Origin of the sequence: Corynebacterium sp. HMSC11E11 (assembly GCF_001807025.1) — a bacterium.
GTDB lineage: Bacteria > Actinomycetota > Actinomycetes > Mycobacteriales > Mycobacteriaceae > Corynebacterium > Corynebacterium freneyi.
On record NZ_KV787148.1, the window covers coordinates 6,951 to 32,516 of the forward strand.

General features: G+C 68.6%; 24 protein-coding genes. 11 read left to right on the forward strand and 13 right to left on the reverse strand.

The window, feature by feature from the left end:
* Nucleotides 1-209: 209 nt before the first annotated feature.
* The 5 genes from HMPREF3121_RS07320 (at nucleotide 210) to HMPREF3121_RS07340 (ending at nucleotide 5,949) form a co-directional block, all read left to right on the forward strand.
* Nucleotides 210-1,928 carry an AbgT family transporter gene (locus tag HMPREF3121_RS07320; RefSeq protein ID WP_052053977.1) on the forward strand — a complete coding sequence of 573 codons (1,719 nt, stop codon included), beginning with the start codon at nucleotides 210-212 and terminating at the stop codon, nucleotides 1,926-1,928.
* A 415-nt stretch (nucleotides 1,929-2,343) separates the two neighbouring features.
* Nucleotides 2,344-3,297, forward strand: coding sequence for a metal ABC transporter substrate-binding protein (locus HMPREF3121_RS07325; RefSeq protein ID WP_052053976.1), 954 nt, complete (start codon nucleotides 2,344-2,346; stop codon nucleotides 3,295-3,297).
* Entirely contained in the window at nucleotides 3,294-4,022 is a 729-nt protein-coding gene (locus tag HMPREF3121_RS07330; RefSeq protein ID WP_070521620.1) for a metal ABC transporter ATP-binding protein, read from the forward strand. Before HMPREF3121_RS07325 ends, HMPREF3121_RS07330 begins: the two co-directional genes overlap by 4 nt.
* Nucleotides 4,019-5,038, forward strand: coding sequence for a metal ABC transporter permease (locus tag HMPREF3121_RS07335; protein WP_070521622.1), 1,020 nt, complete (start codon nucleotides 4,019-4,021; stop codon nucleotides 5,036-5,038). The genes HMPREF3121_RS07330 and HMPREF3121_RS07335 overlap by 4 nt, the downstream gene beginning before the upstream one ends.
* Nucleotides 5,035-5,949, forward strand: a complete 915-nt coding sequence (locus tag HMPREF3121_RS07340) for a metal ABC transporter permease (RefSeq protein ID WP_070521626.1) — start codon at nucleotides 5,035-5,037, stop codon at nucleotides 5,947-5,949. Before HMPREF3121_RS07335 ends, HMPREF3121_RS07340 begins: the two co-directional genes overlap by 4 nt.
* Here the strand turns inward: HMPREF3121_RS07340 and HMPREF3121_RS07345 are convergent.
* Nucleotides 5,933-6,742: a metal-dependent transcriptional regulator gene (locus HMPREF3121_RS07345; protein WP_083291433.1), complete on the reverse strand. Its 810-nt coding sequence runs from the start codon at nucleotides 6,740-6,742 to the stop codon at nucleotides 5,933-5,935. The two genes, HMPREF3121_RS07340 and HMPREF3121_RS07345, sit on opposite strands and share 17 nt — an antisense overlap.
* Entirely contained in the window at nucleotides 6,732-7,319 is a 588-nt protein-coding gene (locus HMPREF3121_RS07350) for a TetR/AcrR family transcriptional regulator (protein ID WP_070521631.1), read from the reverse strand. Before HMPREF3121_RS07350 ends, HMPREF3121_RS07345 begins: the two co-directional genes overlap by 11 nt.
* 228 nt (nucleotides 7,320-7,547) lie before the next feature.
* On the opposite strand from HMPREF3121_RS07350, the gene HMPREF3121_RS07355 reads away from it, so the two are divergent.
* On the forward strand, nucleotides 7,548-8,315 hold the full coding sequence (locus HMPREF3121_RS07355) for an alpha/beta hydrolase family protein (protein ID WP_070521634.1): 768 nt from the start codon (nucleotides 7,548-7,550) through the stop codon (nucleotides 8,313-8,315).
* Between the two features lie 74 nt (nucleotides 8,316-8,389).
* Nucleotides 8,390-9,985 carry a carboxylesterase family protein gene (locus tag HMPREF3121_RS07360; RefSeq protein WP_083291435.1) on the forward strand — a complete coding sequence of 532 codons (1,596 nt, stop codon included), beginning with the start codon at nucleotides 8,390-8,392 and terminating at the stop codon, nucleotides 9,983-9,985.
* A 91-nt stretch (nucleotides 9,986-10,076) separates the two neighbouring features.
* Here HMPREF3121_RS07360 and HMPREF3121_RS07365 read toward each other — a convergent pair whose 3' ends face one another.
* The 3 genes from HMPREF3121_RS07365 to HMPREF3121_RS07375 all read right to left on the reverse strand — a co-directional run bounded on the left by HMPREF3121_RS07365 (nucleotide 10,077) and on the right by HMPREF3121_RS07375 (nucleotide 13,566).
* Nucleotides 10,077-11,957, reverse strand: a complete 1,881-nt coding sequence (locus tag HMPREF3121_RS07365) for an ABC-F family ATP-binding cassette domain-containing protein (protein WP_070521639.1) — start codon at nucleotides 11,955-11,957, stop codon at nucleotides 10,077-10,079.
* A gap of 129 nt (nucleotides 11,958-12,086) precedes the next feature.
* Nucleotides 12,087-13,007 (reverse strand): 4-(cytidine 5'-diphospho)-2-C-methyl-D-erythritol kinase, encoded by a 921-nt coding sequence (locus HMPREF3121_RS07370; protein WP_070521643.1) that lies wholly within the window; start codon nucleotides 13,005-13,007, stop codon nucleotides 12,087-12,089.
* Between the two features lie 100 nt (nucleotides 13,008-13,107).
* Nucleotides 13,108-13,566 carry a hypothetical protein gene (locus tag HMPREF3121_RS07375; RefSeq protein ID WP_141743027.1) on the reverse strand — a complete coding sequence of 153 codons (459 nt, stop codon included), beginning with the start codon at nucleotides 13,564-13,566 and terminating at the stop codon, nucleotides 13,108-13,110.
* 173 nt (nucleotides 13,567-13,739) lie between these two features.
* Between HMPREF3121_RS07375 and HMPREF3121_RS07380 the strand changes: the two genes are divergently transcribed.
* Together HMPREF3121_RS07380 and HMPREF3121_RS07385 are read left to right on the forward strand one after the other, a co-directional pair.
* Nucleotides 13,740-14,591, forward strand: a complete 852-nt coding sequence (locus tag HMPREF3121_RS07380; RefSeq protein WP_083291439.1) for a metallophosphoesterase family protein — start codon at nucleotides 13,740-13,742, stop codon at nucleotides 14,589-14,591.
* 2 nt (nucleotides 14,592-14,593) lie between these two features.
* Entirely contained in the window at nucleotides 14,594-15,442 is an 849-nt protein-coding gene (locus HMPREF3121_RS07385) for a ParB N-terminal domain-containing protein (RefSeq protein WP_070521651.1), read from the forward strand.
* 101 nt (nucleotides 15,443-15,543) lie between these two features.
* Here HMPREF3121_RS07385 and HMPREF3121_RS07390 read toward each other — a convergent pair whose 3' ends face one another.
* From HMPREF3121_RS07390 to HMPREF3121_RS07405, 4 genes are read right to left on the reverse strand one after another with little or no spacing between them, the layout of a single operon-like run.
* Nucleotides 15,544-16,719 (reverse strand): ABC transporter ATP-binding protein, encoded by a 1,176-nt coding sequence (locus tag HMPREF3121_RS07390; protein WP_070521654.1) that lies wholly within the window; start codon nucleotides 16,717-16,719, stop codon nucleotides 15,544-15,546.
* A 6-nt stretch (nucleotides 16,720-16,725) separates the two neighbouring features.
* Nucleotides 16,726-17,559, reverse strand: a complete 834-nt coding sequence (locus tag HMPREF3121_RS07395; protein WP_070521656.1) for a carbohydrate ABC transporter permease — start codon at nucleotides 17,557-17,559, stop codon at nucleotides 16,726-16,728.
* A 6-nt stretch (nucleotides 17,560-17,565) separates the two neighbouring features.
* Complete coding sequence (locus HMPREF3121_RS07400) at nucleotides 17,566-18,561, reverse strand: carbohydrate ABC transporter permease (protein WP_083291441.1); 996 nt, start codon at nucleotides 18,559-18,561, stop codon at nucleotides 17,566-17,568.
* Nucleotides 18,561-20,009 (reverse strand): extracellular solute-binding protein, encoded by a 1,449-nt coding sequence (locus tag HMPREF3121_RS07405; protein WP_070521658.1) that lies wholly within the window; start codon nucleotides 20,007-20,009, stop codon nucleotides 18,561-18,563. Before HMPREF3121_RS07405 ends, HMPREF3121_RS07400 begins: the two co-directional genes overlap by 1 nt.
* Before the next feature lie 147 nt (nucleotides 20,010-20,156).
* Between HMPREF3121_RS07405 and HMPREF3121_RS07410 the strand changes: the two genes are divergently transcribed.
* Entirely contained in the window at nucleotides 20,157-20,729 is a 573-nt protein-coding gene (locus HMPREF3121_RS07410; RefSeq protein ID WP_083291443.1) for an NUDIX hydrolase, read from the forward strand.
* 135 nt (nucleotides 20,730-20,864) lie between these two features.
* Nucleotides 20,865-21,674 (forward strand): hypothetical protein, encoded by an 810-nt coding sequence (locus HMPREF3121_RS07415; protein ID WP_070521661.1) that lies wholly within the window; start codon nucleotides 20,865-20,867, stop codon nucleotides 21,672-21,674.
* Between the two features lie 187 nt (nucleotides 21,675-21,861).
* Here HMPREF3121_RS07415 and HMPREF3121_RS07420 read toward each other — a convergent pair whose 3' ends face one another.
* The 4 genes from HMPREF3121_RS07420 to HMPREF3121_RS07435 form a co-directional block, all read right to left on the reverse strand.
* Nucleotides 21,862-22,140, reverse strand: coding sequence for a DUF1540 domain-containing protein (locus HMPREF3121_RS07420; protein ID WP_035119510.1), 279 nt, complete (start codon nucleotides 22,138-22,140; stop codon nucleotides 21,862-21,864).
* 197 nt (nucleotides 22,141-22,337) lie between these two features.
* The gene (gene rsmA / locus HMPREF3121_RS07425; RefSeq protein WP_070521665.1) at nucleotides 22,338-23,273 is read right to left on the reverse strand and encodes a 16S rRNA (adenine(1518)-N(6)/adenine(1519)-N(6))-dimethyltransferase RsmA; all 936 of its coding nucleotides are present in this window, start codon (nucleotides 23,271-23,273) and stop codon (nucleotides 22,338-22,340) included.
* On the reverse strand, nucleotides 23,274-24,413 hold the full coding sequence (locus HMPREF3121_RS07430; protein WP_070521668.1) for a resuscitation-promoting factor: 1,140 nt from the start codon (nucleotides 24,411-24,413) through the stop codon (nucleotides 23,274-23,276).
* A 306-nt stretch (nucleotides 24,414-24,719) separates the two neighbouring features.
* On the reverse strand, nucleotides 24,720-25,559 hold the full coding sequence (locus tag HMPREF3121_RS07435; protein ID WP_070521671.1) for a TatD family hydrolase: 840 nt from the start codon (nucleotides 25,557-25,559) through the stop codon (nucleotides 24,720-24,722).
* Nucleotides 25,560-25,566: the final 7 nt, after the last annotated feature.

The following is a 25,566-nucleotide window of genomic DNA, read 5'->3' on the forward strand; positions in this document are numbered from 1 at the left end:
GTGATGGCGGCCCGCTCTCGATGGTGGGGTGCAGGTTCCATGGAGTTGGGCGAAGGTCAGCTGAGTTGGACGTCGATCAGCGTGAATCGGTGATTTGAGTTCACCCTTTTGGGTACTTTGGAACGAACCATCCGGGGACGAAGCCTCCGCAGGATTTGCCTCTCTTTCCCCGGACCACGACGACGGTGCCCCCGAACCCAGGAGCGACCATGACCACCGACGCAGGCAGACGATCCCCGCACCAGGGCCGGGGAACGACGGCCACCGCCGCAGGCGACGACCGAAATGACGGCCCCGAGAAGCCGAAGGGATTCCTCGCCACGCTGGAACGGGTGGGCAATGCCCTGCCGAACCCGTTCTGGTTGTTCGTCATATTGGCGGGCGTCGTCATCGTCTCGTCGTGGCTGGGCTCCATGGCCGGCATGTCGGCCGAAGACCCCGGCACCGGCGAGGTCATCGAGGTCCAGAACCTCATGACCGCCGAATACCTGCAGAAGATGGTCACCGATGCGGTGGACAACTTCGTCACCTTCGCCCCGGTCGGGCTGATCCTGGTGTGCATGCTCGGCGTCGCCGTCGCCGAGTACTCCGGTTTCATCGGCGCGGCGATCCGCTCGGCGGTGGCCAGGGTCCGCTCCCCCATGTGGTTGACCTTCGTCGTCGCGCTGGCCGGCGTCACCGGTTCGATCGCGTCCGACGCCGTGTACGTCATCCTCATCCCGCTGGGCGCCGCCGCCTTCCGCGCGGTGGGCCGCAACCCGATCGTCGGCGCGATGGTCGCCTTCGCCGCCTCGTCCGCCGGCTTCAACTCTTCGCTGGTGCTCAACATCACCGACGTGCTGCTGGCCGGCATCTCGACGACGGCCGCCCAGTTCGTCGACCCCGAGTACGTGGTGTCGCCGCTGGCGAACTACTTCTTCTCCATGGCCTCGGCGGTCGTGCTGGCGATGATCATCACCGCCGTCACGGAACTGTTCATCGTCAAGCACACGAAGAAGACGATCGACGAATCGCAGATCAACTACGAGGCCGCGGCCTTCACCACGCCCGGCAACGGCGACGACACCGACGACTCGGCCGGCTCCGAATCCACGAGCACGTCGTCGGAAAGCAACGGCGAGAATCTCGGCGAGACCCGCTCGAAGGCGGAGCTGCGCGACGAACTCGAACTCGATGCACGCGAAATCGGCGCCCTGAGAATCGCCGGATTCGCGGCGCTGGCCACCTTCGCCGCATGGTCCGCGCTGCTGTTCATCCCGGGGTCCCCGCTGCGCGGCGAGGGCGACGGCATCCTCAATTCCCCGCTGCTCACCGACATCGTGGTGCCCATCGCGCTGCTGTTCGCCATCACCGGCATCGCCTACGGCATCGCATTCGGGTCGATCCGCGACTCCTCCGACATCCCCGGCTTCATGGAAAAGGGCCTGTCCACGCTGACGGCGATGATGGTGCTGTTCTTCGCGGTCGCCCAGTTCACGTCGTACTTCTCGTGGTCGAACCTGGGCCAGTGGACGGCGATCAAGGGCGCCGAGCTGCTGACCCGGGCCGACCTGCCGCCGCTGGTGCTGTTCGCCGCACTGGTGCTGATGGTCGCCGCACTGAACCTCTTCATCACGTCGGGTTCGGCCCAGTGGGCTCTGATGGCCCCGGTGGTCGTTCCGATGCTGATGTACGTCGACATTGCGCCGGAAGTGTCGCAGATGCTGTTCCGCATCGGCGATTCGCCGTCGAACATCATCACCCCAATGTCGCCCTACTTCGCGCTGGCGCTGACGTTCCTGCAGAAGTACTACAAACCGGCGGGCGTCGGCACGCTGATGTCGCTGGCGATCCCGTACTCCATCGCGATGCTGGTGGGCTGGTTCGCGTTCTTCGCCATCTGGTACCTGCTCGGCATTCCGCTCGGACCGGGCGTGCCCGTGCGCTGACCGAGCCGGGACTTTCCTTCCCGCCCCTTTTCCTCCCTCTCCCTTCCTTTCTCCCCTCCCTCCTTCCCCGGCGCCGCCAACCCCGGCAACCGCGTTGCCCGACGAGCCCCCGACGGCCCGCACCGATTCACGGTGCGGGCCGTCGTCATGCGGAAACCGGGTTTCTCCCGGGCGACCACCGCTCCTGTGCACTCCGGCAAGCGTCGAAAAGCCCGGAAAGCCCCCGAAGTGACTTCGGGAAAGCTCCGGAACAGACTCCTGGTAAACCCCGGAAAGCACCGAAAAATACTCGCCGAAGACAGGTAAATACCCCCACCTAACCCACCCCAGTGCCACCCCTATCTTCATAAGTTCGATGCGCCTAAGTTAGATTACCGACCATGACTCACACCATCGAAGAAGGGAAGCGTCTGCCGTGACCATCCGATCTACCGCCCTCAAGGCGGTCGGCGCCGTCGCCGCCGCCGCACTGCTGCTGACCGGCTGCTCCTCCGCCGATTCCGGCGCCTCGGGCGACTCCGACGCGCTCGAGGTGTACGCCACCACCGGCTACCTCGCCGACGCCGTCGCCAACATCGCCCCCGATGCCGAGGTGACCACCATGGTCGGCCCCGGCGGCGACCCGCACACCTACCAGCCGTCCACCAAGGACATCGAGACGATCAACGCCGCCGACGTCGTGTTCTGGAACGGTCTCCACCTGGAGGCCCAGATGACCGACCAGCTGTCCTCCCTCGGCGACCGCCAGCTGGCCGTCGGCGATCAGCTCCCCGAGGACATGCTGCTGGACTGGCCGGAAACCGACGACGAGGGCAACCCGCTGCACGACCCCCACGTCTGGAACAGCCCCGAAGCGTGGACCGAGGTCGTCGGCCTCGTCGCCGACAAGCTCGCCGACGTCGACCCGGACAACGCCGACGAGTACCGAGACAACGCCGAGGACTACAAGGGCCGCATCGAAGAGGCCGCCGCCGAGGCGCGCGAGAAGCTCGCGGACATCCCCGAGCCCCGCATCCTCATCACCGGCCACGACGCCTTCAACTACTTCGGCGACACCTTCGGGCTGGAGGTCCGCGCCACCGACTTCGTGTCCACCGAGGCCAAGCTCAGCGCCGGCGAACTGTCCGAGCTGGCCGACCTCATCGCGGAGAAGAAGGTCCCGGTGATCTTCCAGGACAATCAGGCCAACCCGCAGGCGATCACCAGCCTCAAGGAAGCCGTGCGCTCGCGCGGATGGGACGTCGAGGTCTCCGACCAGGAGCTCTACGCCGATTCCCTCGGCGCCGACGCCGGGGTGGACACCTACCTCGGGGTGTTCTCCCACAACGTCGACGCCGTGGCCGAGGCGCTGGGGAAGGCCTCCCGATGACCGCCCCCGCATGCGAGGCCATCGGACTGTCCGTCGCCTATGATTCGGCGCCGGTCCTGCGCAACGCCGACGTCACCGTGCCCGCCGGCGGGGTGATGGGCATCGTCGGCCCCAACGGCGCCGGCAAGTCCACGCTGCTCAAGGCGATGCTCGGGCTCATCCCGCCGCTGACGGGGCGGTCCCTGTTCTTCGGCGAACCCCTCGCCCGGGTGCGCGACCGCGTCGCCTACGTGCCCCAGTCCGCCGGCGTCGACTGGGATTTCCCGGCCCAGGTGTCGTCGGTGGTGCTCATGGGCACCTACGGCCGCCTGGGATGGTTCCGGCGGCCCGGCGCGGCCGAACGCGAACGCGTCGCCGTCGCCCTCGAGCAGACCGGGATCACGGATTTGGCCGACCGTCAGATCGGCGAGCTGTCGGGCGGCCAGCGCCAGCGGGTGTTCCTCGCCCGCGCGCTCGCCCAGGACGCCGACCTGTTCTTCATGGACGAGCCGTTCCAGGGCGTCGACGCGAAGAGCCGCCGGGCGATCGTCGACGTGCTCCACGGGCTGCGCGAAAACGGCAAGACGGTGGTGATGGTCCACCACGATCTGGCCACGGTCACCGAGTTCTGCGACTGGGTGACGCTGCTCAACCGCAGGGTCGTCGCCTCCGGCCCGGCCGCGGAGACGTTCACGCGCGAGGCGATCGCCGAGACCTACGACTTGACGGAGGGATTCCTCCGATGAGTTTCGCGGTTTTCTTCGCCGACCACACCTACCGGATGGTGTTTTTCGGCACGGCCCTCATCGGCCTGGTCGCCGGTGCGCTGGGGTCGTTCGCGTATCTGCGCAAGCAGTCGCTGGTCAGTGACGTCGTGTCGCATGCGGCGTTGCCGGGCACTCTCGTCGCCTTCCTCGTCGCGACCGCGATCCCGGGGTTGAGCGGCCGGAACATGATCGGGTTGATCATCGGCGCGGTCGTCGCCGGGGCGTTGGCCGCCTGGTACGCCAATACGGTGGCGGAGACGTCGAAGATCCGCATCGACACGGCGATGGCGGTGACGTTGACCGTTTTCTTCGGTGCCGGCATGTTGCTCATGCGCATCATCACCAACCGGCCGTACCCGGACAAGGGCGGCATCCAGGATTACCTTTTCGGCAATGCGTCGGTGATCACCCGCGCGGATCTGCTCACGTCGATCGTGGTCGGTGCGCTGGCCCTGGTGCCGATGCTGCTGTTGTGGAAGGAGTTCCAGGTCCGCACCTTCGATCCGGTGTATTCGTCGGTGCTGGGTTTCAAGGCGGGGATCATCGACGGGATCATGTTCACGTGCATCGTCGTCGCCACCGTCATCGGAGTGAAGGCGGTGGGGCTGGTGCTCATGGTGGCGTTCGTGGTCACGCCTCCGGCTGCCGCGCGGCAGTGGACCCGCAGCTTGCCGACGATGGTCTGTCTCTCGGCGGCCATCGGGGCCGTGGGCAGCGGCGTGGGAGCGTACTTGTCCATTGCCCTGGGGAAGGTGCCGACGGGCCCGTTGATCGTGTTGACGTTGTTCGCCATCTTCCTGGTGTCGATGCTGTTCGCGCCGAGGCGCAGCGTGGTCACGAAGGCCGTGACGCGCGCACGTGGCCGGGCTTCCCTGGCCCGCGAGCTGCGGGCGGAACAGGCCGATCACGCCGATCATCCCGGTCACGAGAGTGACGAGAATGACCCGGCCCGGATCGAGGCAGCGAACGGGATGCGGCGGGAGGTGGCCCGATGAGCTTCGTCACCGGAACGTTGCTGCTCGCGGTGGTCACGGCCCTGGCGTGTGCGTTGCCCGGCGTGTACGTGGTGCTGCGCCGCGATTCCATGCTCGTCGACGCGATCGCGCATTCGGTGTTGCCGGGCATCGTGGTCGGCTACTTCTTCACCCGCAACCTGGATTCTCCGTGGCTGATCCTCGGCGCGGCGACGGCGGGGTTGATCGTGGTGTTGGGCAGCCAATGGCTCACCGACTCCGGCCTCATCACCGGCGATGCCCCTCAGGGTCTGGTGTTCCCGGCGTTGTTCAGCGCGGGCGTGATCATGGTGACGTTGAATTTCGCCAACGTCCACCTGGACACCCACGCGGTGTTGGTCGGCGACCTCAACCTGGCGGCCTTCCGTCATCTGACCGTCGGCGGCACGTCGATCGGCCCGGAGTACCTGTACGTCATGCTCGCGGTGCTGCTGATCGACGTCGCGTTCCTCTGGGCCTTCCACCGTCAGCTGACGGTCACCACGTTCGACGGCCCCTTCGCCGCCAGCATCGGCATCCCGGTCAAGAGCGTCAATGCGGCGTTCATGTTCCTGGTGTCGGTGACCGTCACCGCCGCCTTCAACGCGGCGGGGGCGATCCTGGTCATCGCGCTGGTCGTCGTGCCGGCGGCGACGGCTCATCTGCTGACCAAGACCCTGGCTTCGTTGTTCGCGGTCACCGCGGCGGTCGCGGTCGGCGGCGCCGTCGCCGGGTTCTGGGGCGCCTACGCCCTCGACGCCGCGACGAGCGCCGCCATGTCCGTCTGTTACGGAGCCATCTTCATCGCCGCGCACCTGTTCACGCGGATGCGGGTGCGGCGCTCGCGGCGCTCGCACCGTGCGCAGTCGGCGAGATCGCCGGAGTTGACGGAGTCTCTCAGCCGCGCGGCGTGACCCAGATGGCGTCGGTGGCGGTGCGGCCGAGCGGCAACGCCACGCCTCCCGCGTCACCGGCGCCATCTGCACTGTCTGCACCGTCTGCGCTGCCCGCGTCATCCGCGCCGGGGCCGTTGCCCAGGACGATGACCTCCACCGAATCGGAAAAGGGCGCCCCGGGGCGCAGCTGCAGCTCGGAGCCGACGCCGATGCCGTGTCCGGCGAAGAATTGCAGCAGCTCCGGGTCGTCGTCGGAGATCCGCTCCACGGTCACCCGCCGGCCGGTCTCCACTCCGGTGAGCACGACGACGCCCCGCAGGGTCGGGTCCCCGCCCGCCCGGGGGATCGGGTCGCCGTGGGGGTCGCGTTCGGGATGGCCGAGCTTGTCGTCGATGCGGTCGATCATGAACTCGGAGACGGCGTGCTCGAGGGATTCCGCCTCGTCGTGGACCTGGTCCCAGCGGTAGCCGAGCACCTCCACCAGGAAGGTCTCGAGCAACCGATGCCGGCGCACCATCTCCAGGGCCAACGCGCGTCCCGCGTCGGTGAGGGTCACCGACCCGTAGCGTTCGTAGTCGACGAGGCCGAGGCGGCCGAGTTTGCGCACCGCGTCCGACGCCGTCGGCAGTTTCACTCCGACGCGTTCGGCCAGCGCCGTCGGCGACACCGGTTCGTCGTTCCATTCCTGCAGCGTCCACATGGCCTTCAGGTAATTCTGGAAGCTCGCCGACAGCCCCGACAGGTCGGGAACGTCGGGGGTCGGGGCCGCGCCGCGGTCTGCCCCGGAGACGCCGCCGGCCTCAGCGCTCATCGGACACCACGCCTTCAACCATGCGGTGCAGGGCCTCGCGGACGGTCGCCTCGTCCGCGCCGCCGGCGGTCACCATTTCCGCGCCGCGTTGGATGGCGGAGTCGATGAGCGGTTTGGCGGCGACGGCGACGGGCCCGCCGACGGCGTCGAGCAGTTCGTCCAGCACGGGGTCGAGGGCGCCGTGCACCTCCTGCACCCGCGGGTCCATGAAAGTCTCGGGCAGCTGTTGGGCGGCGACCATCAGGGCGCCGTGGTCCCCTTCGACGAACAGGCGGAAGGTTTCGTCGACGTAGACCGTCAGTCGCGCCACCGGGTCGTCGCCGGCGGCGTCCATCGCGGTGGTGATGCCGTCGGTCCAGGTGGGGATGATGTCCAGCAGCAGTTGGACGACCAGGTCCTTCCGCGACTTCACGTACAGGTAGATGCTCGACCGGGCCAGGCCCATGGCTTCGGCGACTTCGGTGAGGGTGGGCACGTTGCCGCCGGATTCGTTGATCAGCCGTTCGGCCGAGGCGAGAAGCGCCCGATGCTGCGCGGCCCGGTGCTCCACGACGGTGGGGCCGGTGATCTTCGGCATGGCGTCTCCTCTCGGTCCGGGGCCGCCTGGGTCCGTTCCTCACCGTACCCCGCCTTCCGGCGGTTTCCTAAGGCTTGACGACGGCCCGGCCCAATTAGTCGATAAGCCTGATCGTGCCGGCGCCCTTCGCGTCGACGCTCTGCGGGCACAGCTCACGTTCACGACCATGACGTGAAATTCGCCTCGTCGCAAAGCCCTGAAGCGTCGTCGCGCGTACCCTTCGGTGACATGCCGAGCAAGAACGTGACCTTCACCGGATCCACCGGCCACACCCTCGCCGCGACGATCGACCTGCCCGACGGCGAGCCGCGCGCCTGGGCGCTGTTCGCCCACTGCTTCACCTGCAACCGCAAAGTGCCCGGCGCCGCGCGAACCTGCCGTGCGCTGGCCAAACAGGGCATCGCGTGCCTGCGTTTCGACTTCACCGGCCTCGGCGAATCCGGCGGCGACTTCGCCGACACCACCTTCCTGACCAACGTCGACGACCTCGTCGCCGCCTACGAATTCATGGAGGCCGAGTACCGGGCCCCGTCGCTGCTGGTCGGGCATTCCCTCGGCGGCGCCGCCGCGATCCTCGCCGGGCAGCGGATGCCGAAGGTCAAGGCCGTCGCCACCATCGGCGCCCCCTTCGACCCGGCGCATTCGATCTACCACTTCGCCGACGCCATCGGCGACATCGACGCCCACGGCACCCAGATGCTGTCCATCGCCGGCCGCGACATCCCCATCTCCCGCGAGTTCCTGGAAACCCTCGCCGAGATCAACCCGGAAACGTACATCCACAAGCTGCGCACCCCGCTGCTGCTGCTCCACTCCCCGACGGACCAGACCGTCGGCATCGACAGCGCCCAGAAAATCTTCCTCGTCGCCCGCTACCCGAAGTCCCTGATCAGCCTGGACAAGGCCGACCACCTGCTGATCAAGCCCGGCGCACCCCAGCGCGCCGCGGATCTGATCCGGACCTGGGCCGAGCCGTACCTGCCCGAGTCGGCGTAGCTTCCCGACACCGCGTGGGCCGCCCGCGGCCGATTCCCCGGACGCACGGGTCGGGGGCGTGGCAACATTGCGGCATGACCAAGCCCACCGAGGAGCAGCCGCCCCACCCCAAGCGGGTTTTCGACGACGACGCCTACCGCAACGAAGCCTTCCGCTACACCGGGGACGACGGCGAGCGGACGACCCCCGCCTCCGAGACCACCGCCGACGTCACCGAGGCGCAGCAGCGTCGACCGCACCCGGCCCCGTCGGCGGGCGCCCCGCGTTGGTACGCCCCGGCCGGAGTGGTCCAGGGCTTCCGCGCCCCCGTCGCCGAGAAGCCGGACGCGGAGGTGCTGCGCGCCACCGGCATCCCCTACGCCTACGCAAATCGCCACGAGGTTCCGCAGCCGCTGACCGAACTGCCCGACGGCATCGTCGTCGCCGACCGGCCGGGCCCGACCTGCCCGCAACGCCCCTCGCCGGCCGCGAAGAAGATCGCCCCGCACGCCCGGCCGCGCCACCACGACGAGCACTGCCAGCACCTGGCCCTCACCATTCCCGACGGCACCTCCCCCGACGCGAAACTGCCGGTCATGGTCTGGGTCCACGGCGGCGCGAACATCTCCGGCGGCGGCGACCTGCCCCGATTCGACCCCTCGCAGATGGCGGCGGACAACAACGTCATCGTCGCGTCCATCACCTTCCGGCTGGGCGCGTACGGATTCCTCGGCGGCGGCGACGACCGCGCCGAGGGCATCCCGCCCGCGAACCTGGGGCTCATGGACATCCGGTCGGGGCTGGAGTGGATCCGCGCCAACATCTCCGCGTTCGGCGGCGACCCCGACCAGATCACCATATTCGGCCAGTCCGCGGGCGCCGACCTGATCCTGGCGCTGATGGTCGCCGCCGGCGCCGACAAACTGGAGGCCTCTGGGCCGGGGCGGCGGGACGTCGACAAGCCGTACGCGCCCCCGTTCCGCCGGGCGATCCTGCAGTCCCTCCCCTTCGGATTCCTCGGCGGGCGCACCCCCATGTACGACGCGATGGTCGCCGCCGCCGGCCCCATCGACCGGGCCACGAGCCACGACGACATCGCCGCCGCCGAGGTCCGCGCCACCGAGGCCGCCCGGTCCTTCAAGAACGGTCAGGCCATGCCGTGGGGCGTGCGCTACGGTGCGGCGCCGCTGCCGGACGAGTCGCTTTTCGACGCCTGCCTCGACGCCATCGCCGGGGACATCGACATTTTGCTCGGACATACTCCGCGCGAGTCGGCGCTGTTCCTCCACGACGCCCCTGAGGTCGCGCGTCTGAAGAAGGTGCCCGTCGCCGGCGGACCGGTGTTCGAGGGGATCCTGCGGGCGGTGACGAAGAAGACCTACGGCGGGTCGTCGGCGTTCGCGGAAAAGTGGGCCGCCGCCGGTGGCAAAGCCCTGCACTACACGCTGACATGGGGTGCGAAGCGCAGCAAGTACCGGTCCGCGCACACGTGCGACCTGCCGCTGCTGTTCGGCGACGAGTCCGCGTGGCGCGACTCCATCCTCCTGGAGGACCAGATGTGGACCGACGTCCGCCGCGACCGGAAGTCCATGCAGGCGATGTGGACGCAGTTCGCCAAAACCGGCGGCATCGCGCAGGTCCTCCTCGACGCCGCACCGTTCCTGACGGTGGAGAAGGTCGAAGCGACGTAACCGTCGGTGACGGGCCGGTGACGGGCCGGTGACGGGCCGGTGGCGGGCGGCGGCCACCGGGGTGCCGCCCGCCTACCCGGAGGGGGGACCGCTACTCCAGTTCCTCGCCCGCTTCCATCCACCGCATCTCGATCTCCTCGCGCTCCTCGCGCAGCGCCGTGAGCTCCCCGTCGATCTCCGCCAGACGGGCGGTGTCCAGGTTGGCGACGTCCTCCGAGATCTTCGCCATCTCGTCGTTGAGCGCCGACTCCCTCTGATCCAACTTCGCGAGCTGCCGCTCGAGACGGTTCATCTCCTTGCGCAGCTCACGCTCCTCCTGCGAGGACAGTTTCTTCACCGAGTCGCCGGAACCCGCGGCGCCGACTCCCCCGGCGCCGCGACCGGCGGGCGACGACGCGGACGACGAGCCGTCGTCAAGCGCGGAACCCGAACCCTCGCGCACCGGCGCCGCCCCGCCCACGCCCGCCGCGGCCATCGCACGACGGCGGCGAAGATACTCGTCGATGCCACCCGGCAAATTGGTCAGGCCACCATCGCCGAACAACGCCCACGTGGAATCGCAGACCCGCTCGATGAGGTAACGGTCGTGCGAAATGACCACCAACGTGCCCGGCCACCCATCCAACAGGTCTTCCAGCTCCTGCAGGGTGTCGATGTCCAGGTCATTGGTCGGCTCGTCGAGCAGCAGCAGATTCGGCTCCGACATGAGCACGCGCGTCAACTGCAGACGACGGCGCTCGCCACCCGACAGATCACCGATCGGGGTGCGCTGCCGCTTCGGGGAAAAACCCAGGCGCTCCGCCAACTGCGACGCCGACAACTGCTTGTCGCCGACCTCGATGTACGTGGCCACGTCCTCGATGGCGTCGAGCACGCGCATGTCCAACGGCAAATCGTCGAGCTCCTGGCGCAACCACCCCAGACGCACGGTCTTGCCCTCGACGCGCTTGCCGGCATCAAGCGGATGCGCGCCGGCCAGCGTGCGCAACAGCGTCGTCTTTCCCGAACCATTGACGCCCACCAGGCCGATGCGCTCGCCCGGCGCCAACCGCCACGTCAGGTCCCGCACCAGCTCCCGTCCGTCCGGCGCTGACAGCGTGGCGTCCTCCAACTCCACGACGACCTTGCCCTGGCGGCGCCTGGAAAACGCCATCAACTCCACGCTGTCGCGGGGAGCCGGCACGTTGGAAATCAGCGCCTCGGCCGCCTCGATGCGGTAGCGGGGTTTCGACGTGCGGGCCGGCGCACCGCGGCGCAGCCACGCCAACTCCTTGCGCGCCAGGTTCCGACGGCGCGCCTCGGCGGCATCGGCCTGGCGGGCACGCTCGGCGCGGGCGAAGGTCCAGTCGTTGTAGCCGCCGTCGTAGAAATCCACCTGCCCGTCGTGGACCTCCCACGTCTTCGTGGCCACGGTGTCCAGGAACCAACGGTCGTGGGTGACCACCACCAGCGCCGACCGGCGCGCCATGACGTGGTCGGCCAGCCACTGCACGCCCTCGACGTCGAGGTGGTTGGTCGGCTCGTCGAGGATGAGCAGGTCCAGGTCCCGTACCAGCGCCGCGCCGAGGTTCACGCGGCGGCGTTCACCGCCGGACAGTTCCCCGACCTTCGTGTCCAACCCCAGCTCGTGGAGGCCGAGCCCGTCGAGGACACCCCGGATCTTCGCGTCGCCCGCCCACTCGTGCTCGGCGACGCCCAGCGGGGCGATGACGCTGTCGAAGATCGTCGCCTCCGGATCCAACTCCGCGCCCTGCGTGACGTGTGCCATGGCGAGGTCGTTGTTGCGCGACACGCGGCCGGAATCCGCGGGCTCGTCGCCGGAGAGGATCTTCAGCAGGGTCGACTTGCCGCCGCCGTTGAGTCCGACGACGCCGATCCGGTCCCCGGTTTGGACGCCGAGGCTGACGCCGTCGAGCAGGGTCTTCAGCCCAAAGGTCTTGCTGACGTTCTCCAGGTTGATCAGGTTCGCCATCTCGGCTTCTCGGACTCCTCGTTCAATGCGGTCGGTTCAATGCGGTCGATGCTGCTTGTGGTGCTGGTGCCGGTTGCGTCGGTGGCGCCGGTTTCGTTTGCGGCGCAGGCTTCGACGGCGCCGCCGGATTCACGTCAGCCGCGCACCCGGCGCGGGGCCGGAGGCGGTGAGCGTGGCGGCGCAGGTGCCCGACGTGGCCAAATGCGCCGCGACGTCGAGGGCGTGTTCGCGGTCGCGGCACAAAAACGCCGTCGTCGGCCCGGAACCGGAGACGATGCCCGCCAGCGCACCGCCGTCGAGGCCGGCGCGCAGGGTGGTGCGCAGCTCCGGTTTGAGCGAAATCGCCGCGGGCTGCAGGTCGTTGGCCAGGTGCGCCGCGAGTTCGTCGGGCGATCCGGAGGCCAGGGCCTTCATCAGCTCATCGGGGGCCGCGGCGCGGGGGACGTCGCGTTCCTCGCGCAGCCGGTCGATGGTCCGGAACACGTCCGGGGTGGACAGCCCGCCCTTGGCCAGCGCCAACGCCCAGTGGTACTCGCCGCGCACGAGAATCGGCGCCAGATTTTCGCCGCGCCCCGTGCCCAGGGCCGTGCCGCCGAGCAGGCAGAACGGCACGTCGGACCCGAGGTCGGCGGCCAACTCCACCAGTTCGTCGTCGGTCAGCGGCAGTTCGAAGAATTCGCGGGCCGCCACCAGAGCCGCAGCCGCGTCCGCCGAGCCGCCCGCCATGCCGCCGGCGACGGGGATCGCCTTGTCGATGTGGATCGCCGCCACCCGCGGCACCCGGGATTCGGCCTTCTCCACGGCGGCGATGACCGCCCGCCACGCCAGATTCGAATCGTCGACGGGCACGTGCGCGGCCGAATCACCGGACACCGTCAGCTCAGCGACGTGCCCCGACGCATCGCCGTCGGGCACCTCGGTGAGAGTGACCGTCGTCGGCAGCGACAGGGATTGGAACACCGTGACCAGTTCGTGGAATCCGTCGTCGCGCACGTCGCCGCAGCCGAGGTGCAGGTTGACCTTGGCGTGGGCGGTCGCGGACACCTCCACGAGGCGACGGTCGCCGGGTTCGGTCCCGGGCCGTGCGGGCGGGGTGGACGACGAATTCTGGGAGCTGGGCGGGTTCACGTCGTCCGAGTCTACCCGGGCGCTACACCTCGCCCTCCCAGTCGAAACCGCCGCCGCACAGTTCCTCCGGGCACCCGTTCCACGTCTTGGCGAAGTGCGCGATGATCGCCTCCCCCGTGGTCATCGGGTACTTCGGCTCCACCCGGCCATGCACCGCCTTCGCAGACCGTTCCACCGCGTCATGGAAGAACCGGCAGACTTCGACGTACCGCCACATGTCCATGATCACGCGGCACACCTCCGGGTGCGTGATGACATCGCGATCACGGGCACCCCGGCCGAGCGCCCGGTCGATCATGCGACGCACCAGGGGGCGGTCGACTTCGTGGTCTTCGCCGCAATCGCACCACCCGGAACTGCGGTTCGGCATCTCCCACACGTCGGGAATCTCCACGGGCGGCACGGGTTCGGCGGGCTCGGCGGGAGCAACGGGCACGGCGGGTGCAGCAGGTGCAACGGGTTCGGTGATGGGCGAGGTCACGGCGGGTCTCCTTCGATTCGGCGGCCCCTTCGGCGGCGTATTCCGTCACCCTAGAAGACGCCCCGGATCGCCCGGCCGGATGAACCCCACATCGTTCGAACATCCGGGCGTCTCCCACCGGATGCGACCGCGGTGCATGCCTCCCCGGCCGTCTTTGGCATACGGTCGTGGCAATGGGACAGCAACGTCGCAAAGCAGATGAACCGGTGACCATCCTCGCCATCGCCGACGAGGAACGCCCCGCCCTGACCATCCCCGGAGGCGTCGACTTCGGCCCCGGCAACCGACCCGACCTGCTGCTGTCCGCCGGCGACCTCGACTTCCGGTACGTCACCGCCGTCGCCGACGCCGTCGACGTGCCCTGCGTCATGGTGCCCGGCAACCACGACCCGTCGCTGGAGGGCTTCACCCTCACCCCCGTCGGTTGGGTGCGCGCGGGCCGCCACGACCGGTGGCCCGGACCCGCCGGGGCGTGGGCCGCCGACCGCGACATCGTCGACGTCGCCGGACTGCGCATCGCCGGGCTCGGCGGGTGCGCGCGCTACTCCTCCGGCCCGAACCAGTGGACCGACGCGCAGGCCAGACGGAGGGCGCGCCGCGTGCTGCGCAAGGCCCGCCGCGGTCGCCGCAACGGAAGCGTCGACATCCTGCTCACCCACGCCCCCGGCACTCCGGGCGCGGCCGCGGCCCACGTCGACGGCACGGACCCCGCGCACCGGGCGCTGCCCGCCGTCGACATGCTCGTCGACGCCCTGCGCCCGGCGCTGCACCTGCACGGCCACATCCATTTGCATGGCGCCGACAGGCGGGTATTCTCGCTGCCTTCGGACGACGGGACGCACGCGGCCGCCGACACCACCACCGCCGGTACCGATGCCTCGGGCACCGCACCCCACCCCGCACCCGAGCCCCCGCCCGGCGCGCGCCCCCGGACGCTCGTCGTCAACACCGTCGGTTGGACGCTCACCCGCGTCCACCCGCCGCGCACCACCCCACGCGCGGAATTGATCCTGAAAGGACGCTGACCATGGCCGACACCGGTTTCCCCGACGCCGACGCCCAGGCCGACTTTGCCCGCGCCCGCCGCCGCGCGCGCCTGAGCAGGGCCGTGTCCCGCCTGCGCCGCCAGCCCGACGACGTCACCCAGGTGCTGCCGTACGACGAGGTCGTCGCCGCCCTCGGCGAAACCGGGCGGCGCGAGCTGGGCCTCATGGACGTGCCCGTCGACGCCATCGTCGGTTCCGTCGACCGCACCGGCCAGTTCGATCGCGCCTTCCGCCCCATCACCGCCACCACCCGCGATCGGTGGGCCCGCATCAACGCCGCCCAACGCCGCGGCGAAACCGTCCCGCCGGTGCGGTTGCGCAAGGTCGGCGGCATGTACTTCGTCGTCGACGGCCACCACCGCGTGTCCATCGCCCGCAACCGCGGGAATCCGACCATCGACGCCTACGTGACCGAGACCCTCACCAGCGTCGACGCCGACGGCATCCACTCCAACCGCGACCTGGTGCTCAAGGACCATCGCCGCATCTTCCTGGCCCGCGTGCCGCTGTCGGACGATCGCGCCGCGACGATCATGCTGCCCAATCCGTGGAAGTACGCCGAGCTCGCCGAAAACGTCGAGGCCTGGGGGTTCCGCGCCATGCAGGCCGAGGGCGCCTTCCTCGACCGCCGGGAGGTCGCGGACCGGTGGTTCACCACCGAGTACGAGCCGGTCGTCGCCGCCGCCCGCGCCATCGGCCTGGCCCCCAACCACACCGACGCCGAGCTCTACCTCTGGATCGCCGCCGAGCGGTACCGCCTCATCCGCCGCCACGAGTGGACCGACGAGGTTTTCGAGCGGGTACGCGAAACCGGCCGCCAGCCCGACTGATTCGGGCCGACGGCCGGCAGCCCCGGTCATTGCTTGACGACGACCCGCCTCCCGACCGCAGCGGCCGGGAGGCGGGCTACGCCGGGGGCTGATGCCGGGGGCTACAGTCCCAGGTTCTCGCCGGTCTCGGCGTCGAAGATGGAGACCTTGGCGGGGTCGAACCACAGCGTCACCTTCTCGCCGCGGCGCACCGGCGACTCCGCCGACAGACGCGCGACCATGGTGCCGGTGGACTTGTCGTCCAGACCCGCATCCGCGGCCGCCGCCGACGACGCCACGCCACCGGCGCCGTTCTCCCCCGTCTCCGGGGCCGTGAAGTGCACGAACTTGTCGGAGCCCATCGACTCGAGGACCTCGACGTCGACGTCGGTGACCACGCCATCGGCGCGTTGCCCCTCATCGACGAGAGTCGCGTCCTCGAACGCCTCCGGACGCAGCCCCACGATCACGTTGCGATCCGCCACATCGCCGATCGCCGACGCCAGCTCGTCGGAAAGCGGAATGTCGCCGATTCCGGTGGACACCACTCCCCGATTCAACCGCCCCGGCGTGAAGTTCATCGACGGCGAACCGATGAAGCCCGCGATGAACAGGTTCTTCGGGTGGTCGTAGAGCTCCTGCGGCTCGCCGACCTGCTGAATGACGCCGCCCTTCATGACCACCACACGGTCGCCCAAGGTCATCGCCTCGGTCTGGTCGTGCGTGACGTACACCGTGGTGACGCCCAACTGAGCCTGCAGACGCGAAATCTCCGCGCGCATCTGCACGCGCAACTTCGCGTCGAGGTTCGACAGCGGCTCATCCATGAGGAACACCTTCGGACGGCGCACGATGGCGCGGCCCATCGCCACGCGCTGACGCTGGCCACCCGACAGGTTCGACGGCTTGCGGTCCAGGTACGGATCCAGGTCGAGGATGCGCGACGCCTCCGCGACCTTCTCGTCGATCTCCTTCTTCGGCAGCTTCGCCAGCTTCAGCGGAAACTCGATGTTCTCCCGCACCGTCATGTGCGGGTACAGGGCGTAGGACTGGAACACCATCGCGATGTCGCGGTCCTTCGGGGCGACGTCGTTGACGCGCTCGCCGCCGATGAGCAGATCACCGTCGGTGATGTCCTCCAAACCGGCGATCATGTTCAGCGTCGTCGACTTACCGCAACCCGACGGGCCGACGAGGATGATGAACTCCCCGTCCTCGATGTGCAGGTTCGCGTCGTCGACGCCGACCGCGCCGTCCGGGAACTTCTTGGAAACGTGCTTGAGTTCGATTTCGGCCATGACTTGCTATCCCTTCACTGCGCCGGAGGTCAGGCCGGCCACGATGCGGCGTTGGAAAATGACGACGAAGATGATGATCGGGATGGTGATGACGATCGCCGCCGCGGCGATCGAACCCGTCGGCTCCTCGAACTGGGACGAACCCGTGAAATTGGCCATCGCGGCCGGGGCGGTGCGGGAGGCCTCCGTGGAGGTCAGCGACACCGCCAGCAGGAAGTCGTTCCACGCGAAGATGAACACCAGGATCGCCGCGGTGACGATGCCCGGAATGGCCAGCGGAGCCACCACCATGCGGAACGCCTGGAACGGCGTCGCACCGTCCATCTGCGCGGCCTTCTCCAGCTCCCACGGGATCTCCTTGAAGAAGGACGACAGGATGAAGATGGCCATCGGCAGCGCGAACGTGATGTACGGCAGGATCAGACCGGGCCACGTGTCGAACAGGCCGACCTTGCGCTCGATGTCGAACAGCGGGCTGACCAGCGACACCTGCGGGAACATCGCGATGAGCAGCGACACGCCCAGGATCAGGGACTTGCCGGGAAACGTCAGACGGGCGATGGCGTACGCCGCCATCGTGCCGACGATGACGGCGATGAGCGTGGTGATGATGCCGATGCCGATCGAGTTGATCAGCGCCCGGGTGAACTCGGAGGTCTGGAAGATCCCCTTGTAGTTGTCCAGCGTCCACTCACGCGGGATGAAATGCCCGTCGTGCAGGGTCGCCGTGGTCTTGAACGACAATGACGCGATCCAGGCCACGGGCACCAGCGCGTACAGGACGACGAGAACCAACGCGATGGTCCACAGCGCCTTTTCTTTACCGGTTCCTTGTTTCATGGCCGATCACTCCTTCCCGTTGCCCGGGGTCGATGCGCCGAGCCCCTTGACGAAGATGATTGCGATGACGGCCACGCAGAGGAAGATCAGCACCGAGATGGCGGAGCCGATGCCCAGGTTGAACGCCTTGAACAGGTTGTTGTAGCCGAGGATCGACACCGAACCGGTGCCGTTGTTGCCCTTGGTCAGGATGTAAATGTTGTCGAACACGCGGAACGCGTCGAGCGTGCGGAACAACAGCGCCACGATGATCGACGGCTTCATCAGCGGCAACGTGATCTTGAACAGGCGGTGCCAGAATCCCGCGCCGTCCAGCTCCGCAGCCTTGAGCACGTCGTCGGGCACCAGCGCCAGACCCGCCAGCAGCAGCAGCGCCATGAACGGCGTCGTCTTCCACACCTCGGCCAGGATGATGATGAAAATCGACGGCCACTGTTCGGTCAGGGGCGCCGACCCGTCGGGAAGCAGATTGGCCAGGTAACCGGTACCCGGCGTCCAGGCGTAGTTCCACGAGAAGGCGGCGGCGACGGTCACGATGCCGTAGGGCACCAGGACCACCGTGCGGACGATGCCGCGGCCGAACATCGCCCGGTGCATGACCATCGCGATGGCCAGGCCGAGGATGAACTCCATGATCACCGAGGTCACCGTGATGAACACGGTCACCCACAGCGACTCCCACCAGTAGCCCGACGACAGCACCGCGGCGTAGTTGTCGAAACCGACGAACTCGCGGTCGTCCGGGAAACGCAGGTCGTAGCGCTGCATGGACAGCCACACCGCGTAGATGATCGGATACGCCGTCACGGCGAGCATGAGGATCACCGCGGGCGCGACGAGGATCATGCCCAGGCGGCGTTCGGCCTTGCGGCCGTCGGAGTACTTCTGCTTCGCCTTCGCGTCCGTCTTCGCGGTCGTGTCCGGCTTCGTCGTCGCGCCCGCAGAACCGGTCGCCTCAGCGGAGTCGACGGATGCGGGCGTCGTGCTGTTTGACGCGGTCATCACGGCACCAACCCTTCGGATTTGATGGCCCGGTCGATCTCATCCGCCAATTCGGGGACGAGGGTCTCGGGGTCGATGTCGCCGGGCGGGCTCAGGCGCGACGCCAGGAGAATCGACACGGACTGATACGCCGGCGACGCCGGGCGGACGGCGACCGACACGGTGCGTTCGTCGGGAAGCAGGCTGCGTTCCTCGGGGCCCAGGTCCTCCGGGTCGAGGGTGTTGAGCGATTCGAAGATCTCCCGGTAGAAGGGGTATTCCTCGATGAATTCGTCGGTGGCCTCGGTGTAGAGCCTGGTCAACGTCGGCGGTAGGCCGCCGGTGAGGGCGTTGTGCAGTTGGTTTTCCTCGTTGCGCAGGCATTCGATGGCCTCGAACGCGAGGTCCTGGTTCTTGGAGGTCGACGGCACGGCGATGTTGAGACCGCCGATGGTGGCCTTGGACGGCTCGCCGGCGACCATGCCGGGGTAGACCGTCCAGCCGAGGTCATCGAAGGCCTCCTGGGCGGCGGCGTCGCCGCTCTCGGCCTTCTCCTTCAGCCCCGCGTACACGAACGGGTAGTTGACCTGCATGAAAGCGTCACCGCGGTCGAAGGCCAGGCGGCCCATGTTTTCGTCGAGCTGCGAGGTCGACGGGTCGGCGCCCTTGGCGGTGGCCACGGCCTTCATGGCCGTCAGCGCCTGCTTGGCGGCGTCGCCTTCGTCGATGGTGGTCTCGCGGCCGGTGTCGTCGACGATGGTTCCGCCGGCGGCTTCGAGCATGGAGTTGAACCACACCACGATGCCCTCGTACTGGGCGGCCTGCACGCCGACGTAGGACGGCTTGCCTTCGTCGGCGAGCTGTTCGCCGAGTGCGGCGATTTCCTCCCACGTCGCCGGGGGCTGCGCTTCACCGTCGGGGCCCTGCGGCATGAGGGACTTTCGGTACCACATGAGCTGGGTGTTCGTGTTCAGCGGCGCACCGTACACCTTGTCGTTCCACGTGGCCGTTTCCATCGGGCCGGACAGGGTTCCGTCTTCGACTCGCCGTGCGACGTCTTCGGGGAACTCGACCGCCCATCCGGCTTCGGCGAACTCGGCGGTCCAAGTGACGTCGAGGCCCATGATGTCGAACGAGTCGTCGCCGCCGACGATGCGCCGGGCCAGCTGAAGGCGCTGGTCGTCGGTCTGCTTGGCCGAGACGTCGTATTCGATGACGTATTTTCCGTCCGCCTGCTCGGAGCACTTCTGGGCGGCCGCGCTGTACTGGTCGACGCCGTCGGCCGGCCCCATGAACCGCAGGACGGTGGGGCCCGCCTCGTCCGTTCCGCACGCCGCGAGAACCGGCGATCCGATGGTCAGCGCGGCGAGCAGCGCGGCGGTCTTCTTCTTCAGCGCGGATCGCGGGCGGAGCCGGACGCCCCGCCCTTCCCGATCCCCGACCGGGGATCTTCGTTGCTCGGGCGTCATCGTTGCATCAGCTCCTCTGCACGGGATGTGATTAGCCACCTCTCAGTGTACGACGATCACTGTTTTGGGTGGAAGGTTCTCTTTCGGGAGGGAGATTTTCGCCGAGCCGATATCGCCGTCACCTCCTCGCGGACTTAGACTTTCCTCATGATCGACGACCGCCACCACGACCGACCGGCCATGAGCCGCCGCGAATCCGCGGGCCGGGCCCGGCTGTCGGAATGGCCGGAGGCGGACGGCTGGGTCTGCAACGTCCTGCTGTGGCGGGGCGATCGTCTGCTGGTGCTGCGCCGCGCCCCCGGCGGGTACTTGGGCGGCCAGTGGGATCTGCCGGGAGGAAAGAGCGAGCCGGGCGAGGAGCCGTCGGCCGCCGCACTGCGGGAGCTGATGGAGGAGACCGGGTTGACCGGCACCATCGGCCCGGAGGTGGCGCATTGGTCGAACCCGGACACGAAGGGCGGCGATTTCCGGTTTCACATCGTCACTTTCGAGGCCTTCGAGCATGACGACGCCGACGGGGGCACGGGAGCCGACGGAGCCGCGGAAAGCACCGGAGTCGACGGGACAGCCAAGCCCGACGGCCATGCACTCCCCGAGGTCGTGCTGAACCGGGAGCATTCCGATTACATGTGGGCCACCCGGGAGCAGTTGGCGGAGCTGCCGTTGGCCTGGCACGTCGACCGGGTGTTGGGGCTGCGTCAACCGCCCACCGACGAGTAGACGCACCACCGACGAGCAGACACCACCGACGAACGGGCACGCCACCGACCAGCAAGTAAGCGCAACCACCCCCTCCATTGACAGCCAAAGACAATGACTTTAGGCTAGCCTCACCTTGACCACGATGGAGGTTTCATGGACCCCGCATTCTCGCACGGTGAGGGCCTCGGACGCCGGATGCTCGGCGGCGCCGGGGCCCTGTCGCTGACCCCCTACCGGGTCGACGTCGCCGCGACGATTCCGGTCGTGTCGCACCGACTCAGCGACGGCGGCCGGTTGATCGTCGTCTGCCCCGCCGCGGATGCGCAGTACTACGGGGATGCGGAAGTTCGGGTCGACGGCGTGAAGAAGGCCCCGGAGTTGGCGGCCGACATCACCGTCGCGGGTCTTCATGCGCTCGGGCGGGTCGAATGGCTGCCCATCCGCGACGATTCGGTCGACGCCGACGCCTCTTTGGCCGGTCTCGGCTTCCACCCGAGTTCCCCGGGCTCGTATGTCCTGGGCGTGGTGGAGCTGGACAGGGCCTACCTGCATGGCCCGTGCGGCGTGGTCAAGCTTCCAGTGGACGAACTTTGCCCCCATCCCGGAGATCTCGAGCTCACGTCGCGCGAATTCGACGCCCGCGACGAAGTCGGCCGGCTGTCGCAGGAGCAGCTTCGTCAGCTGCTGTCCGACGCCTTGGTGGGCTTCGTCGACGGCTTCCGCTGCTCGGAGTTCGAGTTGGACCCCTCCGCTGCGCTGCACGCCGGCGAGGCCCTGGGCGACGAGGTCTGGGTGTCGGACATCGACGTGGCCGGTTTGATGCTGTCGACCATCTACGACACTCGGCTGACCAGCGTTTTCATTGACTTTCCCGAAGAGATCCGGGAATTTTCGGACTTGGTCGGGGCCGTTTCGGCCCTGGCCGCCACGACCTCGGCCCGGCACGCATCGCCGCGTATCTGACACCGGGTCGAGGGGCGCGCGGGGTTCTTCGCCGAACCCCGCGCGTTTCCCATTTCCCAGTTCCCGCCCCCAATCCCCCATTTTCCCCGCCAACCCCGGTTTCCCCATCCCCGCTGGCCCCGCGGCACGACGAAGGCCACCGGGCCCCGCCGGAAGAAGCGGGTCCGATGGCCGTCGAAAATCGTGGTCAGCGTGCTTCGTAGCTGGCACACAGCGCCGTGTCACCGGTGACGCTGATGTCGTCCAGTCCGCACATGAGATCTTGGTTGTGCGCACAGTCGAGGCGCTTGCACGCCCCCACTTGACCTTCGGCATTCGCCAGGCCGGCGCGAAGGTCGACCGTGGCGAAGGTGGTGCAGGCGGCGTCGCCGTCGCCGCCGACGTTCACCGCGAAGGCCGTGCAGCCGCCGTTGTTGAAGGAGCAGGCGGTGGTGGTGCAGGAAGAAATCTTGGTGATGGTGGACATGGTACGGGTCTCCTCGAGATCGTAAAGCGATGATCGATGGTTCCGCGTATCTGACACTTCCAAGAATAGCCCCCTGACCAGGAAAAACAAGCAAGGGCAGCCTTCACTGTCAACGTTCAGGTGCCTTATCCTTGCCTCCGGATGAGCCCCGCCCCGACTCCCCGTCGACCACGGTCCCCGAGCTGTGATCCGCCGAGCTACAGCCCCGCGAGCCTGACGAAGTCGGCGACGCCGAGCTTTTCGCCCCGCAGCTTCGGGGCGATGCCGGCGGCGACGAGGGCCTCTTCGGCGGCGGCGCCGGAGCCGTACACGCCGGACAGTGCCGCGCGGAGGGTCTTGCGGCGCTGGGCGAACGCGGCGTCGATGAGCGGCCACACCTTCCGTCGCGCTTCGTCGGTGACGGGCCACGGGGCCTCGCCGGCGGGCGATTCCTCGCCGTTCGGCCCGGGCACGCCGAAGACGTCGATGCGCACCAGTCCGGAATCGACCTTCGGCACCGGCCAGAACACGTTCGGGCCGATGACGCCGGCGCGCCGCACGGTGCCGTGGAAGGCGGCCTTGACGCTGGGCACGCCGTAGATCTTCGACCCCGGCTCGGCGGCCAGGCGCTCGGCGACCTCGAGCTGCACCATCACCAGCACCCGCCGGATCGTCGGGAATTCGCGCAGCATGTGCAGCAGCACGGGCACCGACACGTTGTACGGCAGGTTCGCCACCAGGGCGGTCGGCTCCGGGAACTCCGTGTCGTTTGCGGTGCCCGCAGTGCCCGCACCGTCGTGCTTTCCGACGATGTCATCTCGCGTCACCGTCAACGCGTCCTTCACGACGAGGTTGAGGTGACGTCCCGGCGCGAATTCCCCGACGGTCGTCGGCAAGCGTTCGGCCAATCGCGGATCGATCTCGACGGCGGCCGCGCGGCCGCAGTGTTCGAGCAGACCCAGCGTCAGCGATCCGAGGCCCGGGCCTACCTCGACCGGGTAGTCATCCGGCGACAGGTCGGCCGCGGCGATGATCCGACGCACCGTGTTGGGATCGTGGACGAAATTCTGGCCGAGCTTCTTCGTGGGCTGCAGGCCCAGCTCGTCGGCGAGCCGACGGATCTCGACGGGCCCGAGGAGACGGACCTCGGCCACTTAGAGCAGTCCCAACTGCGCGGAGCACGCCGGCCAGGCGCCCCAACCCTGGGAAGCCTGGACCTTCTCGGCCACGGCGATCTGCTGCTCGCGGGTCGCCTGACCCGCGGTCGGGGCGTACTGGCCGCCGCCGTGGGCGGTCCAGGTCTGCGGGTGGAACTGCAGGCCACCGGAGAAGCCGTTGCCGGTGTCGATGCTCCAGTCGCCGCCGGACTCGCACTGCGCCAGCGCGTCCCACACGGAACCGTGGGCCACGGCCGGGGCGGCGCCCGGGCGGGGCTTGGTGCCCTGGCGGACGACGGTGACGGACGGGGCGGTCCGCTCGTGCTCCGAGAGAACCTCGCGGGACAGCTCCTCGCCGTCGCGGGACAGAACCTTGACCTTGAGCAGCTTCACGCCCGGGGCGCCCTCGGTCTCGACGACGCGCTCGTCGTCGTACATCTCCGGATCCTCGATGATCTCCTCCGGGGAGGGGATCTCGACGTCCTCGGTGAGGACCTGGTCGATGAAGCGGGACACGTCGATGCGCAGGCCCTCGGTGACCGGGGTCTCCGGAGCCGGGGTGACGGTCTCACCCTCGCCCAGGACGATGCCGCGCTGCTCGAGCACGTCGGCGACGGTGGCGGCGGCCATCTGCAGGCGACCCTCGCGGCCGGAGTCGTTGAGGACGATGTCCTTGGCGGAGACGATGTCCAGCTCGATGCCCTCGGCCGGAATGCGCTGCGACGACGGCGTCTTCACCGAGTCGGCGGCCTTGACGTTCGGCAGGGACGCGATGAGCTCCTCGACCGTGACGGCGGTGGTGGTGGTCTCGGTGGTGCGGCCGTCGATGGTCAGTGACACCGGCTTCGCGGAGCGGTAGACCAGCGTTCCGCCGTCCGAGATCTCGCCCTGGCGCACGACCCGGTCGCCGTCGCCGAGCTCGACGCCGGCCTTGTTCAGGATGCGGGCGTCGTCGCCGAAGATCGTGGAGATCTGCTGGATCTCGCCGTCGACGTCGACGGTGACGCTCTTCTGCGCCGCCGCAGCCGTGCCGCCGCCGGCGACCAGCGCGACCAACAGGCCACCGGTGGCGACGCGCCTGGTTGTGGTGGCCTTGTTGTTCAGCTGGTTGACGCGGCTCTTGGAGTGCTTGCTCACGGTACTGCGGTTCCTCTCGATGATCCCCGGGGGCGGTCGGGCGGGCATGGGCATGGCCCGGCGTTCCGGTGACGGTTCGCGCGGGCCTGGTGCGGGCGAAAAATGCACCCCGATGGAAGTACTTGGGTCACGTTACGGTAAAGAACCTTCGAAAGTCCACTAAATGCCCAGGTTGATCCGCGAATCGAACGTAATTCGCGCCACAGCTGCCGCAATCGTCCCGTTATACGACCATGCGACGAAACCGCTGGGACGACTGGGGCGGATGTGACGAAGGCTCCGGCGGCGCCGCCACGCCGCGCTCACCTACGGGGCGGACACCTCGATGCCGTAGATCCGCTCGGCGTTGGCTGTCAGCTGCGCCGCCATCTCCTCGGCCGGCACTCCGCGGGCCTCCGCCATGCAGCGGGCCTGCCAGCCGACGAACGCGGGCTCGTTGCGGGCCCCCCGGTACGGCTCGGCGGTCATGTACGGCGCGTCGGTCTCCACCAGCAGCTGCTCCGCGGGCGCCTCGGCCACGGCCAGCCGCAGATCCGAGTTGCGCTTGAACGTGACGTTGCCCGTGAACGACAGCACGTACCCGCGTTCCAGAGCCTCACGCGCCACCTCGATGGGCGAGCTGAAGCAGTGCAGGATCACCGGCCCGTCGAACCCGTCGAGCTCCCGCATGAGGTTGTCGTCGGCCTCGCGGTTGTGGATCATCAGCGGCTTGTCCACCGACTGCGCCAGCTCCATGTGCCAGTGCAGCGCCTCGATCTGGACGTCCAGCGGCGCGCAGTCGTCCATCTTGCCGATCCAGTATTCGTCCAGGCCGGTTTCCCCGATGGCGACGACCCGCTCTTCCGCAGCCAATTCGGTGAGCCTCGTGCGGGCGGCGTCGTCAAGCTCGGCCGCCCGGGTCGGATGAATCGCCGCAGCCGCCCACACCCGCGGATGCGACCGTGCCGCGGCGACGGCCAACTCCGTCTCCGGCAACCCGTCGCCGATGGTGCACACGCCCGCCACGCCGGCGGCGACGGCGCGGTCCATCAACTCGGCGATCGCCGCCTCATCACGGGCACCGCACGACGCCAGGTGCGTGTGCGCGTCGAACAGCGGCGCGACGTACGGGGCCGGGCTTGCGACGGGGCGCTTCTTCTTTCCCATGGTCGCC

What these genes read in the sequence shown, in the direction of transcription:
- HMPREF3121_RS07345 (WP_083291433.1), bottom strand. Translation starts at nt 6,742, where the DNA reads ATGAGCGCTGAGGCCGGCGGCGTCTCCGGGGCAGACCGCGGCGCGGCC.
- HMPREF3121_RS07365 (WP_070521639.1), bottom strand. Translation starts at nt 11,957, where the DNA reads ATGGCGAACCTGATCAACCTGGAGAACGTCAGCAAGACCTTTGGGCTG.
- HMPREF3121_RS07330 (WP_070521620.1), top strand. Translation starts at nt 3,294, where the DNA reads ATGACCGCCCCCGCATGCGAGGCCATCGGACTGTCCGTCGCCTATGAT.
- HMPREF3121_RS07420 (WP_035119510.1), bottom strand. Translation starts at nt 22,140, where the DNA reads ATGTCCACCATCACCAAGATTTCTTCCTGCACCACCACCGCCTGCTCC.
- HMPREF3121_RS07395 (WP_070521656.1), bottom strand. Translation starts at nt 17,559, where the DNA reads ATGAAACAAGGAACCGGTAAAGAAAAGGCGCTGTGGACCATCGCGTTG.
- HMPREF3121_RS07360 (WP_083291435.1), top strand. Translation starts at nt 8,390, where the DNA reads ATGACCAAGCCCACCGAGGAGCAGCCGCCCCACCCCAAGCGGGTTTTC.
- HMPREF3121_RS07340 (WP_070521626.1), top strand. Translation starts at nt 5,035, where the DNA reads ATGAGCTTCGTCACCGGAACGTTGCTGCTCGCGGTGGTCACGGCCCTG.
- HMPREF3121_RS07380 (WP_083291439.1), top strand. Translation starts at nt 13,740, where the DNA reads ATGGGACAGCAACGTCGCAAAGCAGATGAACCGGTGACCATCCTCGCC.
- HMPREF3121_RS07355 (WP_070521634.1), top strand. Translation starts at nt 7,548, where the DNA reads ATGCCGAGCAAGAACGTGACCTTCACCGGATCCACCGGCCACACCCTC.
- HMPREF3121_RS07400 (WP_083291441.1), bottom strand. Translation starts at nt 18,561, where the DNA reads ATGACCGCGTCAAACAGCACGACGCCCGCATCCGTCGACTCCGCTGAG.
- HMPREF3121_RS07335 (WP_070521622.1), top strand. Translation starts at nt 4,019, where the DNA reads ATGAGTTTCGCGGTTTTCTTCGCCGACCACACCTACCGGATGGTGTTT.
- HMPREF3121_RS07320 (WP_052053977.1), top strand. Translation starts at nt 210, where the DNA reads ATGACCACCGACGCAGGCAGACGATCCCCGCACCAGGGCCGGGGAACG.
- HMPREF3121_RS07410 (WP_083291443.1), top strand. Translation starts at nt 20,157, where the DNA reads ATGATCGACGACCGCCACCACGACCGACCGGCCATGAGCCGCCGCGAA.
- HMPREF3121_RS07390 (WP_070521654.1), bottom strand. Translation starts at nt 16,719, where the DNA reads ATGGCCGAAATCGAACTCAAGCACGTTTCCAAGAAGTTCCCGGACGGC.
- HMPREF3121_RS07415 (WP_070521661.1), top strand. Translation starts at nt 20,865, where the DNA reads ATGGACCCCGCATTCTCGCACGGTGAGGGCCTCGGACGCCGGATGCTC.
- HMPREF3121_RS07350 (WP_070521631.1), bottom strand. Translation starts at nt 7,319, where the DNA reads ATGCCGAAGATCACCGGCCCCACCGTCGTGGAGCACCGGGCCGCGCAG.
- HMPREF3121_RS07435 (WP_070521671.1), bottom strand. Translation starts at nt 25,559, where the DNA reads ATGGGAAAGAAGAAGCGCCCCGTCGCAAGCCCGGCCCCGTACGTCGCG.
- HMPREF3121_RS07405 (WP_070521658.1), bottom strand. Translation starts at nt 20,009, where the DNA reads ATGACGCCCGAGCAACGAAGATCCCCGGTCGGGGATCGGGAAGGGCGG.
- HMPREF3121_RS07385 (WP_070521651.1), top strand. Translation starts at nt 14,594, where the DNA reads ATGGCCGACACCGGTTTCCCCGACGCCGACGCCCAGGCCGACTTTGCC.